The sequence below is a fragment of the Neptuniibacter sp. 1_MG-2023 genome (assembly GCF_030547185.1).
In the GTDB taxonomy this organism is placed as follows: Bacteria; Pseudomonadota; Gammaproteobacteria; order Pseudomonadales; family Balneatricaceae; genus Neptuniibacter.
The window spans coordinates 256923-268574 of sequence record NZ_JAUOQR010000001.1 but is presented as its reverse complement, the minus strand read 5'-3'; the positions used below and the strand labels follow the sequence as shown (position 1 = coordinate 268574).

The following is an 11652-nucleotide window of genomic DNA, read 5'->3' as shown; positions in this document are numbered from 1 at the left end:
TAGCAATTAGATCTTAGGCAGCGTCTCTTTAATTTGCGCATTTTACTTGGTTGCGACCACTGTCTTTGGCTTTATAAAGCGCTTTATCTGTACGGTCTATCAATTGTTCAGCGGTTTCCCCATGTTTAAACTGAGAAACCCCAAAAGATGCCGTAATCGAGCTGATAATTTCTCCCGATTTCTTTTGTTTAATTCTAATTGCTTGAATTTTTTCGCGTACCTTTTCTGCAATTTCGCTTGCAGAATCTATGTTAACTCCAGGCATCAAGACGGCAAATTCTTCACCGCCATAACGTACTGGAAGCATAGGCTCTGGGCATATATCTTTTAGAAGTTTGCCTACATATTGCAAAACCTTATCGCCCATAAGGTGCCCATACGTATCGTTAAAGCCTTTGAAATGATCTATATCTACCAAAATGAATGATGAGATAAGTTTATTATTTGTGCTGTTGACGAGTTGCGCTAGTTCAGAATCAAATACCCGACGGTTGAATAGATTGGTCAGTGGATCAACACGAGCATCCTGCCTTGTTTTATTTAGCTCTTCTTTGAGTGCTTGGATCTCTATTTGAGCCGCATACATTCGTTCTTGAAATAGGCGTGCGGTGTCTCCAATAGATTTAGTATGTGTTGATAGCGCATGAATAATTGAATCTAGGGGTAGGCTTGCTTCGCCATCCTCTTGTTGCTGAAGTGTGACTAAACTCTCTTCTAATACGGTATTAAAATTGGCCGTTTTTTCAGCTGTGTGGCCAGCATCTTCATAGAGGTTGTTAATTAAGCTGATTAAACTTGCTTGAATATCTTCAGCACCGTTGATCTCATCCTTGATCATATGCTCACGAAAAAGTTGTTCGCTGAGCATGGTAGGGCAAGTGCCGTAGGTTGTAAGTGTTTTGTCTAACTGAACATTCAATTCTGGTAGACGGTCACTCACATAGGTGTACCACAACGCATAATTGAGTGGATTGGGGGGGATGTTGTGCTTAACCATCAATGGGATGGCCTGACGTAGATATTCAGCAGCTTGGTTATTGTTTTCAGCGAATTTCATACTACCTCAATCGCTTAGATATAGTTGAACGAATGTTGCTTTGAAACAGGCTTTCTGTGAAATAATCTAGAAAGGTCGTTCCTTCATTACCCGGTAACTCTAAAACAAGCGTTTTAATTTATAAACAGTTTATTAAATAAATATTTAATTACAGTCACTTAAAGCTATGTTTCTTGTATCGGCAGAAGTCCTTTAATCTTCAATGAAATATCTTTTTTCTTGATTTATATTCATCGTCCAATATAAGTTTGATCGATTATTGATCTGATGGGTCTATAGGTAGGTGGCGCCTTTGGCCTTATAAAGATAAGGTTTCTTGCTACACTGTTTTGAGTATTAGTCATTTTATAAGGAGGGATTCTCTTTATGGCGCTGCTTCGTGGTATTCATTTTCGTAATATACGAGGAGATGTTTTTGGGGGTATTACTGCTGCAGTGGTTGCGCTCCCTCTAGCGCTAGCCTTCGGTGTTTCTTCTGGTGCAGGGCCTATAGCCGGTATTTACGGCGCTATTTTTGTTGGTTTTTTTGCGTCTTTATTTGGTGGAACTCCAGCTCAAGTGTCGGGGCCAACGGGGCCGATGACTGTTGTTATGGCGGCAGTTTTTACTCAGTTTAGTGCTATTGATCCGGTACAGGGGCCTATTTTGGCCTTTACTGTTGTGCTAATGAGTGGTTTTTTTCAAGTGCTCTTCGGGCTGTTTAGGCTGGGTAAGTATATTACCTTGATGCCATTTCCTGTGATATCCGGTTTTATGAGTGGTATTGGGGTTATCATTATCATCTTAGAATTAGCGCCGCTATTAGGACATAGTGGTGAGTCATCGGTGATTGCCTCATTGCAAATGCTGCCAGCAAATATTTTATCTTATCAGGCTTCGGCTCTACTGCTTGGTGTATTAACGCTGTTGATTGTTTTTTTATGCCCAAAATCAATAGCGAAAATTATCCCGTCACCCTTAATCGCTTTGTGCTTAGGTACACTGATTTATGTCACTTTATTACCTGAAGGCAGTGTGCCTGTTATTGGTAGTATCCCTTCAGGTTTACCTGAATTTATCTTTCCAAGTATTGATTTTGCACTTCTTGAAGATATGTTGCTGGCTGCAATTATGCTGGCGGCTTTAGGCTCGATTGATTCTTTATTAACCTCATTAGTGGCAGATAATATAGTTAAAGAGCAGCATGATTCCGATCGCGAGCTGATTGGTCAGGGTGTTGGTAATATGATGGCGGGGCTTTTTGGTGGGTTACCTGGTGCGGGGGCGACAATGCGAACCGTCATTAATATTCGTGCCGGAGGGCAAACACCTCTTTCTGGAGCTGTTCATGCCATTGTGCTTCTTCTTATTGTTTTGGGGGCGGGTTCTTTAGCGGAAGATATTCCTCACGCAGTGCTTGCTGGAATTCTAATTAAGGTTGGTATTGATATCATTGATTGGAATTTTCTTAAGCGGCTTCATCGAGCGCCCGTTTTTGTTGTTGTGTTGATGCTTTTAGTATTCGGGCTGACGGTTTTTGTTGATCTTGTTACTGCCGTCATTATTGGTGTCTTTATAGCGAATGTCATTACGATTAAGCATCTATCGGATATTCAGATTGATTCCATTCGAGTTGTTGCAGATCAACCTGATGATATTGATCAATTAAGCCCAAGAGAAAAAGAGATTCTTGTTAGCGCGGGAGGAAAAATCCTGCTTTATCATTTAGAGGGGCCAATAAGTTATGCTTCTGTGAAAGGGATGACAAAGAAATTAACGAATAGTCAGCCCCATGATGCCCTAATGTTTGATTTTACGTCAGTCCCTTTGATTGATGTGTCTACTGCAATGGCGATTGAAAATATTATGGTTGAAGCGTTAACGGCTAATCGAAGCGTGTATATGATTGGTATTAATGGGCCGGTTCGCAGTGTGCTTTCTAAAATGCAGATACTTAACCGCTTAGCTGATGAGTGTTTGTTTGATAAGCGGATAGATGCGTTAGAAGCGGCTTACCAACGCATCACCTTATCTTGATAATGTATTTGGTGTTGGTAGGGAATAAGTTGCTGTCTTAATTCGGCCAGTTGTTGGTCGCTTGCTTGGCCGGTGAGTAGCAACTCTTCATTCCAGTTGCGAGACAGTACTTCTGCGTGGCATTTCATGAGTAGTGTTTCAATACTACCGACTAAAGCGTGGGGTAGGGTTAAAGTAAAACGAAATTTATCTACTTTTTCTAATGTAGGTAATGTTTTTAAGGCTTCTTGGACGGCTAAGCTGTAAGCTCTGACAATCCCTCCAGCACCGAGCTTAATACCACCAAAATAACGTGTTACTACGATGCTGATCTCACAAAGCTCTGTGTGACTAAGAACGTTGAGCATTGGTTTTCCTGCAGTGCCTTTAGGTTCACCATCATCACTACTTCCCCAGCAGTTTAAGTCTGATCTAGGTCCTGCAATCTGCGCCCAGCAGTTATGATTTGCTTTGCTATGCTCTTGTCGTATGCCATCTAAAAAGGCTTTAGCGCTCTCTAGGTTAGGTGTATGGCCTATATGGGTAATGAAACGACTATGTTTTACTTCAATCTCTGATTGATACAGCGCTTGTGCGGGGATCTGCTGTTGATTCATCGCTCCAACCCTGTAGCTAAAAATATATGGCCTAGCCAATCTTGGGGAAGCTCTAGTTCTGCTAATGATTTTTTAAGCCCCGCAATTATCTGTTCTGAACTATTATCCGGTAGGGTTAATGGTTGATGTTTAGGCGCAGATAAGAGTATTTCTAGATTGACTTTGTTTTTGTAGTAATGAAGTGACAGGCGATAAAGGTTTACCTCTTTATCTAGAGATTGCAGGTACTGTTGAATGCATGGTTCGATATCGTCGCGCATCGGTAATAATTGGTTACTATGTAACTTTTCATGCTCTTCATCATCGTAGGTATCTATGTGGTAGATGATATGAGCGATATCCCCATTGTCATATAGCTTCATGCATGCGGCATCACCAATAAAGTGGCCTTCAGAGGCGCTAATGAAAGGGGAGACTTGAATGTGCATCTCTAACAAGCTTTTATTCCCCATCGCTCGGGTTTTAAAACTATGGACACTGATAATTCCTTTAACTGACATAACTTGGCTTTTATACTTATCAACCTGCTCTGGGGGTAAGGCTGAGCCAACCAGCTCTTGAAAACTTTTCCAACTAAGACTCCATCCAATTTTAGCAACCATTAATGCTACGGCTATAGCAGCCACAGAGTCGAGCCAAGTGATCCCTGACATTGCCCCTGCAACACCGATAAAAACTACAACGGATGAAATTGCATCTGTTCGACTATGCCAAGCATTTGCAATTAGGAGATCAGATCCTATTTTACGGCCAATTCTAACTGTATATTGATAGATCCACTCTTTTAAAATAATGGAGAGTAAAGCAGCGGCTAATGCGGGCCATTCGGGAATAGGTAAGGTTTCATTACTCAGTAAATTGAGAGTACTGTCGTATGCCATAGCGCCTGCGACGGCAATCAAAATACTCCCTAAGAGTGCAGTACCAACCGTTTCAAAATATCCATGCCCCCAAGGATGGTTTTCATCTGGTCCTTTATGAGAGATTCTTAAAATTACGATGACTATAAGGTCAGTAAATAGATCTGATAAAGAATGGATGCCATCAGCGATTAAGGCGGATGAGTGCGAGACAAGGCCAACGCCTATTTTTAGTAGACCTAAGAGCGTATCGATTAACGCTCCGATGATGGTGACTTTATTTGCGGCTTTTAGCTGTGCCGTATCTCGTTGCATTATTTGTCCATTTTAACTCAGAGGGTGAAGATCAAAGATAGCTTTATCTTAGCAGTTTTATTGTTTTCGATAAGCAAGAAGTAAAGGTAGATAGGTTATTTGTAGTTATTGAAGGTTATTTGAATGCTTTGTTTGAAATTGCCGGATAATGCTAGCTATTTAGGGGTGTTTAGGCGAATCATTGTTTTATTGAAAATATACCTTTTACACTGTTAATTTGTGTAACTCATTAATGTCTCTCCTATACATATTTTAAAACCTTAAATTACAGTATTGACATATTTAACATGTTGATATTAAAGAGGTAATTTGTCATTGATCAAAAAATGATCAGTTTGACGGAGCGCCTTATTTAATAGGCGTTTCATGACGTTTTAAATAAATAACTCACAAAGTTATCCACAGCGTATGTGGGTAGCCTTTGCTATCCCTTATATCATCAGTGTTTGAGTTTTATTGGGTATAAAAAATTGCCTTTTCTGTTGTATGAAAACCAACAAAAACTTAGTATCGTTTTATTAAAAATTTAGGATTGAATATGGAACATGGAATAGCCGTACAGCTGGTTTTACCTCTAGCACTTTTTACTATTATGCTGGGTGTTGGAATGTCTTTGCGGGTGTCTGAGTTTTCGCTGCTTTGGCGTCAACCTAACGTTGTCTTCGTTGGGGTTTTATCTCAACTTTTGTTATTACCTTTATTAGGTTTTGTTGTTGTCAGTGCTTTTGATCTCCCTGCGGCCCTAGCTGTCGGTATTATGGTGTTAACTTTTGCACCTGGGGGAGCGACATCTAATATGATTACTTATCTGTCACGGGGAGATACAGCTCTGTCTGTTTGTCTAACAGCTATCTCTGGTTTGATTACACCCATTAGTATGCCGATTTTAACGGCCTTAGCCGTCAGTTACTGGATGGGTGAACAAGCGGCGATAGAGTTTCCCATTGTTCTTACAATGGTCAAATTGATGGTGATCTCTGTGCTTCCCGCTTTATTGGGTGCCTTAGTCCATCATCGCTGGCCTGCTTTTTGTCTGCGCATTGAGCGCTATGTTAAAGCGTTAGCAGGTCTTTTTCTGATGTTGGTTGTTTTCGGTATAGTAAAAACGAACTGGGAGCAGTTACCCGCGTTAACTTTTCAGTTAGGGCCGAGCGTACTTGTACTCGTTTCTTTAGCTATGTTTTTAGGTTATTGGATTGCTCGCCAGATGCGACTTAATACAGAGCAAGGTATTAGTTTAGCTGTAGAGGTAGGTATTCAAAACGCGGCGATAGCCTTGTTAATAACGGGGGGAATTTTACATAATTCGGAGATGGCTGCCAGTGCGCTTATTTATGGCGTTCTGATGAATATTCCCGCTTTTATATTAATCGCTTACCGTTTTTATACATCTAGGCAGATATTTAACCGTACAGTGTAGCGACCTAGTTCCAACCAATACCTTAGTTTTAATCAATACCTAAGGTTTTATGGCTTTGAAGACTCAGTTTCCACCGTGGGTTCTTTAAGCAGAAGTTGATAATATCTTGAGTGTGGATAGGGCGGGTTGGACTATCTAAAGGCTGTAGATAAAATTCTCTGAAATCCATCTCTTCAAACTGTTCAGGCCGGGCAAGTTGCTGAGGGTAAACTAGCTTTAATTCATCACCAGAAGTGATTATTACCTTGGCATCGGCTTTTGGACTGACGCAGACCCAGTCAATGTTGTTTGGAAGAGGTTTTGTTCCGTTGGTTTCTATGGCAATAATAAAACCATGCTGGTGGCAGGTATCGACCAAGTTTTGATCGAGCTGGAGAGCAGGTTCTCCACCAGTAAAAATAATATAAGGTGGAATATGACTGTCTTTAGGCCAAAAAGAGCTTAGAAACGTACAGAGATCATCGGCAGTTTTGAATTTTCCACCGTTTTGACCATCAGTTCCGATGAAGTCAGTATCGCAGAAATTACAGACAGCTGTTTGCCTGTCTTGTTCGCGACCGGACCATAAATTACAGCCGCTAAAACGACAAAAGATTGATGCGCGTCCACTTTGTGCACCTTCGCCTTGCAAACTATAGAAAATCTCTTTTACGGAATACATTAGATTATGTTAGAAAGGGCCTTTATTTTAAAGGCGCTAAGTCTACACTGGCAGATTTTGACTGCAAGTTAATTTCATTCATCATCATATAATTAGGTTTAATAGGGTAGTTACGTGGAACTTAAACAGATAGATAAAACGATTTATAAGAAAAAACAGCGTAAGGTTGCGCTGATTTTGTGTCTGATCTTTGCGCTGATTGCTTTAGGATTAAGTGCTTTATTACGTAACTATTTTGGGAACCCAGAACAAGCAAACACAATGATCAATTTAATAGGTGTTTTAACAGGCGCTTTAATTACGATCGGTGTTTTTTCTAGATTTGTTGGGCGTCCCTATTATGATGAACTTCGTTATGCATGGAACCTTAAGCGTCAAGCTTTGAAAATACAGAATCATCGTCATCGCTGGGAAGTGTTGCTTGATGAAGGTGATAAGACTGCCGCTATTGTATTGGCTTTTTATTATAAGGCTACGTTACAAATTCAGAGCCTTGAAGGGAATGATTTTGGTTATCATGACACTGAAAAACGGGAAGCTAAATTTTTAGATCAATGTCAGCAAAAAGGTTTAGAAGCGGACCCTCATTTATATACGATTGATATGTTACTCACCTTAAAATAGAGAGGTTTATCTCGTTTCTATTTTATAAAGGTGTCGTTTTATATTTGTTCTTAGCGATAAATCGTCCATCAGTTTATTCTAATGTCTTATATTAGAGTTAATGACTATTAGTAGGCTTTTGTGCAAAAATCGTTATAACTATACCGAATAAACTTATAATAATAGAGGTTTCGACATGTTAAAGCACACAGTGGGTCGTTTTGCGTTAGTGGCGGCATTGATCTCATCTCCCCATGTAATAGCTGAAGGAGGCAAGGCGATGATAGCGCCGGGTCTTGTGTCTTTTACTGTTCAGCATGATGGTGAGCCTATTGAGGTTATGCGTAATCAAGATCCTAATAATACGATTAATGAGCTTTATAACACGACCTTTCGAGGTATGCCTCAGCCAATAAGACCTTTTGAGCCTTATGATGTTGAAACTATTGGCGAACGTGAATTTGTTGATTATATGCAACAGGCGGAAACTGATGAGAATATCTTAATTGTAGATACTCGCACCGTTGGTTGGCATTATCGTTTAACGATTCCAGGCAGCATGAATGTTCCTTATACCGTAATGGAAGAAGAGGAAACAGCGGCGGATGCTTTGGAAGAGTTTGGCGCAGTTAAAAAAGAAGATGGTAGCTTTGATTATAGCCAAGCTAAGACATTAGCAATGTTTTGTAATGGTTATTGGTGTGGACAAACGCCAGCCTTAATTCGAGCAATGCTAGAAGCTGACTATCCAGCAGAAAAGCTGAAGTATTATCGTGGTGGAATGCAAGCCTGGACAAGCCTAGGTCTGACTACTGTAGGCGATGGGGTAGAGTAGAGTATTCATAGGAAAGCCTACAGGGTAGGTTTTCCTAACTTATCACTTGTCCTCTATAAACTAAGCCTGATTTTTTTCTTTCAGCTTTAGGTTTATCTTTCTTTCGTTCGACTACTTGTCCCCTATAGATAACGGTATTCACTTCCTCAGCTATCTCATCAGGCTCTTCAATGGGGGCTTGTTCGGTTTCAATGATTTCCTCAGAATAGCCTATCTTTTCTAATAGATGTAATGCAGCCTCAGGTTGTAAGCTTTCTGCAATGGGGAAAAGCAGGTCTGGAGTAAAGGAGCAGCGCAGGTTTTGGCTGTTGACTAAAGTGTTGAATGCTTCTTCGTTATTTAGTCCGCAATAATTCAATCCAATTAATGCACCTTGATTGATAACAATTTGCCCAGAACGGTTTGATTCGGAAGCAATGAAAACGGTACCCGTGAGTTTTTCCCGGCATACTTTCAATAATGTATTTTCTAAAGAGAGTGGAACATTTGTCATTGTAAATGGCCCATAAGCTATAGACCTTGTAATCAAAAGCATGAATTACGCCAAAAACATTAACCTTTTGATTTTTAATGACTTAAATTTTTTTAACGCTTATTTTTGTTTCATTATGGTGACGATTGGTTCGTTGTGATTTTTTTTAGTGCATTTTTCTGTCTGGAAACAGGTCAATAAAAGGGGCGAGGTGGGAGCGCCCCCTTTGGTTTATTCAGGAAGGCATATTTCGTTGCGGATTATCGCCAGTATTGTACGAATAAAAAGTATGCTGATGACCACTGAAGATAAAGTAAGTAATACAATAGCTATATATTGGAAAAATGGAGATGGATTGTGCTGATACATCACCAATGTTGCTATTGTTGAGGCGGCTAAAGGGAAAGAATACGCCCACCAAGACATGTAAAATTTTATTTTACTGAATCTAGGTAGTTGTGTGAAAAGCAGTAATACTAAGAACATCGATGTATAAAATAAGATACGCGAAAAGTTGTCTAGATCAGCGTTTAATTTCATGTATGAGATAAAACCTACCGCTGGGGGAGCGATTAAGATAAATAGGGTAGGGAGCAGCTTTTGTGGTAGCGGCTCATGGAAGAACATACGGTTAAAAATGAGAGTCTTTAAAATAATCCAGTAAATAAACCCAATTGAAAAAAAGAACCAGCTTAACTCTATAAAACCATGCTCAACACCGGCAATGGGAATCAGGATATTACCGACAACAGGTATGAACCATGCTGGGGTTGAATGTTCGATTTTAAATTTTGGATGGTGAATCCATTGGCTTAAAGCATGGATGGTAAAACCTAAGTGTATAGTGACACCTGTTCCCCATAAATATAATGAGAGCTCCTTAGATACATGTAGAGTTGCGATACTCATTAAAATAAGACTAATGGAAAACGCAGGGAAAAAACTCATTTTGATGGGATGTTGATACTCTTCTACAACAGCGTTTGGGTATTTTTTGGCTTTTAATGTATAAGTGATAACAATCAGTAGTAGTACTGACGCACTTAGAATAAGGAGTGCCTGAGCAATCACGTCAGTAAAACCAAAAACGACAGAGGCTTTATCCCAAGCGAGGGTAAGCCCTGTTAATCCCATTACTACAGAGAAAAAAGCTGCAGGAAAAAATTGTAGTTTAGGTAAGTTCTGTTCAGGGCTATTTTGCATGTCTCTAACCATCATTAAATTAGAATATTCTAATATTATAATTATTTTTAAGAATTAAAGCCAAGTTTTTCTGTACACCTTTTCCCAGCCATAAAGTATGGCTGGGAAGCAGCGATTAGTTTAGGGTCTCTTTGCTTCACCACCAAAGGCCTTAATAATCGCAGGGAACAGTTTGGCAAACTCTAAGCCCATTTGAACCATATCTGCATCAAATTGAGCGACTTCATCTTCAGCGGCCTCATCGGACATTTTATCTTGTAGTTGGTCACTGAGTTTAAGGCGTTTGATTGAGAGATCATCTTGTAGCAGGATTTTTAGATGTTCATCCCATTCAAGGGCAAGTTTAACTACTCGTTTACCTGCTTCAAGGTGGGCAACAAACTCTTCATCTTCCAGTTGTTGACCTTTAATTCGAATAACACCGCCTTCAAGGACATTATCGCGTAACTCGCATTCATCTAACACTTCAAAGCCTTCAGGTATGCTAGTGTCACTTTCTAACCAAGTGGACATAACGGCTGATGGTGATTGCTGCACATCAGGAAGTACTATAGGTAGACTACCTAGCGTTCCACGTAGGTGGCTTAGTAGCTCTTCAGCACGTTTGTGGCTAGAAGAATCAACAGCAATCCAGCCTAAGCTAGGAAGTATAATTGCACTGGTTTGTTGGAACTTACTGAAAGCGCGGGGTAGGAGGTCAAGCACAACTTCATCTTTTAGTTGGTCTTTCTCTTTTTTATAAACTTTACGTGCTTGGTCGCGCTCAATAACGGCAACCTTTTCACCAACGGCTTCTTTGATAACGGAGCCGGGTAGGATCTTTTCCTCTTTGCGGGTAGCCACCATAAACATGCCGTGTACTTGGTGAGCGAGTAGATCTTCTGTTAAATGGCAAGGTGAAACCCAGCCATAACGGCTCAATTCTTGGCTTTTACAAGGTGTAAATGTTTGTTCCAAGAGCTTTTCTTGTAACTGTTCCTGTGTGTATTCGAAGGGTTCAGTTAAACGATAAAAGATGACATTCTTAAACCACATAGCAGCTCCTGATAGAAAAAAGGCAGTGCATAGTAGCAAGAAATGTTGTGGATGGAAGAGGAAATTATAGGTTTATGACGAAATTAATTATCTAAATAGGGTGCTTAGGGATTTATTTTTTTAAAAGCTGTATTAAGGGACTTATCGACATAGTATCCGTAGAGATCTAAGGTGTTGATGCCGACCATCTTTTCTGCAATTTCCTCACCTTTATTGTTGAGAAAAAGCAGTGTTGGGGTTGCCCATGCATTGTACCGTTGAGCAAATGTATTAGCGCCTACCTGTTGCCCGTTAAAATCTTTAATGCTACCTCCTGTATTAATTTCAAGCTCGCTAAAGAGCGTAGTGCTCTCATAATGACCACTTAAAAGCATTGGATGGATGATCTCTTCGGTAATAAGAAGACAGTAGTTACAATTAGGTTGCGAGACTAAGAGCATCACAACTTTTTCCTGACCTGATGAATTTCTACCAGTCTCTACATAGGCCTGCTGTAAGTCTTTTGTTCTCGGTATCTCCACAGCCCAGATCGCTTGGCTGATTATTAAACAAAAGATCGGTAGTAATCTAAACATGTAA

The 11652-nt window shown here is 40.1% G+C and carries 12 protein-coding genes; 4 read left to right on the top strand and 8 right to left on the bottom strand.

Translation table 11 applies throughout. The annotated features are described in order from the left end of the window. Window positions 1–28: 28 nt before the first annotated feature. The gene (locus tag Q4492_RS01250; protein WP_303415447.1) at window positions 29–1057 is read right to left on the bottom strand and encodes a GGDEF domain-containing protein; all 1029 of its coding nucleotides are present in this window, start codon (window positions 1055–1057) and stop codon (window positions 29–31) included. 366 nt (window positions 1058–1423) lie between these two features. On the opposite strand from Q4492_RS01250, the gene Q4492_RS01245 reads away from it, so the two are divergent. Next, window positions 1424–3073 carry a SulP family inorganic anion transporter gene (locus Q4492_RS01245; protein ID WP_303415446.1) on the top strand — a complete coding sequence of 550 codons (1650 nt, stop codon included), beginning with the start codon at window positions 1424–1426 and terminating at the stop codon, window positions 3071–3073. On the opposite strand, the gene Q4492_RS01240 is transcribed toward Q4492_RS01245, so the two are convergent. After that, the gene (locus Q4492_RS01240; protein ID WP_303415445.1) at window positions 3049–3669 is read right to left on the bottom strand and encodes a YigZ family protein; all 621 of its coding nucleotides are present in this window, start codon (window positions 3667–3669) and stop codon (window positions 3049–3051) included. The genes Q4492_RS01245 and Q4492_RS01240 overlap by 25 nt on opposite strands. Further along, window positions 3666–4844, bottom strand: coding sequence for a cation diffusion facilitator family transporter (locus Q4492_RS01235; protein WP_303415444.1), 1179 nt, complete (start codon window positions 4842–4844; stop codon window positions 3666–3668). The genes Q4492_RS01240 and Q4492_RS01235 overlap by 4 nt, the downstream gene beginning before the upstream one ends. A gap of 538 nt (window positions 4845–5382) precedes the next feature. On the opposite strand from Q4492_RS01235, the gene Q4492_RS01230 reads away from it, so the two are divergent. Beyond that, on the top strand, window positions 5383–6264 hold the full coding sequence (locus Q4492_RS01230; protein WP_303415442.1) for a bile acid:sodium symporter family protein: 882 nt from the start codon (window positions 5383–5385) through the stop codon (window positions 6262–6264). A gap of 28 nt (window positions 6265–6292) precedes the next feature. On the opposite strand, the gene queE is transcribed toward Q4492_RS01230, so the two are convergent. After that, window positions 6293–6925: a 7-carboxy-7-deazaguanine synthase gene (gene queE, locus Q4492_RS01225; protein ID WP_303415440.1), complete on the bottom strand. Its 633-nt coding sequence runs from the start codon at window positions 6923–6925 to the stop codon at window positions 6293–6295. A gap of 114 nt (window positions 6926–7039) precedes the next feature. Here queE and Q4492_RS01220 point away from each other — a divergent pair, with 114 nt between their 5' ends. Both Q4492_RS01220 and Q4492_RS01215 read left to right on the top strand, forming a co-directional pair. After that, complete coding sequence (locus Q4492_RS01220; protein ID WP_303415438.1) at window positions 7040–7549, top strand: DUF3087 family protein; 510 nt, start codon at window positions 7040–7042, stop codon at window positions 7547–7549. 175 nt (window positions 7550–7724) lie between these two features. Next, a complete protein-coding gene (locus Q4492_RS01215; protein ID WP_303415436.1) occupies window positions 7725–8363 on the top strand; it encodes a rhodanese-like domain-containing protein in 639 nt (212 codons plus the stop codon). 34 nt (window positions 8364–8397) lie between these two features. On the opposite strand, the gene Q4492_RS01210 is transcribed toward Q4492_RS01215, so the two are convergent. From Q4492_RS01210 to Q4492_RS01195, 4 genes are all read right to left on the bottom strand, one after another. Continuing rightward, complete coding sequence (locus Q4492_RS01210) at window positions 8398–8856, bottom strand: hypothetical protein (RefSeq protein WP_303415435.1); 459 nt, start codon at window positions 8854–8856, stop codon at window positions 8398–8400. A 210-nt stretch (window positions 8857–9066) separates the two neighbouring features. Beyond that, on the bottom strand, window positions 9067–10038 hold the full coding sequence (locus Q4492_RS01205; protein ID WP_303415433.1) for an SLAC1 anion channel family protein: 972 nt from the start codon (window positions 10036–10038) through the stop codon (window positions 9067–9069). Window positions 10039–10158: 120 nt separating this feature from the next. After that, complete coding sequence (rdgC, locus tag Q4492_RS01200; RefSeq protein WP_303415431.1) at window positions 10159–11073, bottom strand: recombination-associated protein RdgC; 915 nt, start codon at window positions 11071–11073, stop codon at window positions 10159–10161. 104 nt (window positions 11074–11177) lie between these two features. Continuing rightward, window positions 11178–11648: a thioredoxin fold domain-containing protein gene (locus Q4492_RS01195; RefSeq protein ID WP_303415429.1), complete on the bottom strand. Its 471-nt coding sequence runs from the start codon at window positions 11646–11648 to the stop codon at window positions 11178–11180. Window positions 11649–11652 lie beyond the last annotated feature (4 nt).

Coding starts and splice junctions, on each gene's coding strand:
- rdgC (WP_303415431.1), bottom strand. CDS start 11,073: ATGTGGTTTAAGAATGTCATCTTTTATCGTTTAACTGAACCCTTCGAA.
- Q4492_RS01250 (WP_303415447.1), bottom strand. CDS start 1,057: ATGAAATTCGCTGAAAACAATAACCAAGCTGCTGAATATCTACGTCAG.
- Q4492_RS01210 (WP_303415435.1), bottom strand. CDS start 8,856: ATGACAAATGTTCCACTCTCTTTAGAAAATACATTATTGAAAGTATGC.
- Q4492_RS01245 (WP_303415446.1), top strand. CDS start 1,424: ATGGCGCTGCTTCGTGGTATTCATTTTCGTAATATACGAGGAGATGTT.
- Q4492_RS01215 (WP_303415436.1), top strand. CDS start 7,725: ATGTTAAAGCACACAGTGGGTCGTTTTGCGTTAGTGGCGGCATTGATC.
- Q4492_RS01205 (WP_303415433.1), bottom strand. CDS start 10,038: ATGCAAAATAGCCCTGAACAGAACTTACCTAAACTACAATTTTTTCCT.
- Q4492_RS01195 (WP_303415429.1), bottom strand. CDS start 11,648: ATGTTTAGATTACTACCGATCTTTTGTTTAATAATCAGCCAAGCGATC.
- queE (WP_303415440.1), bottom strand. CDS start 6,925: ATGTATTCCGTAAAAGAGATTTTCTATAGTTTGCAAGGCGAAGGTGCA.
- Q4492_RS01240 (WP_303415445.1), bottom strand. CDS start 3,669: ATGAATCAACAGCAGATCCCCGCACAAGCGCTGTATCAATCAGAGATT.
- Q4492_RS01230 (WP_303415442.1), top strand. CDS start 5,383: ATGGAACATGGAATAGCCGTACAGCTGGTTTTACCTCTAGCACTTTTT.
- Q4492_RS01235 (WP_303415444.1), bottom strand. CDS start 4,844: ATGCAACGAGATACGGCACAGCTAAAAGCCGCAAATAAAGTCACCATC.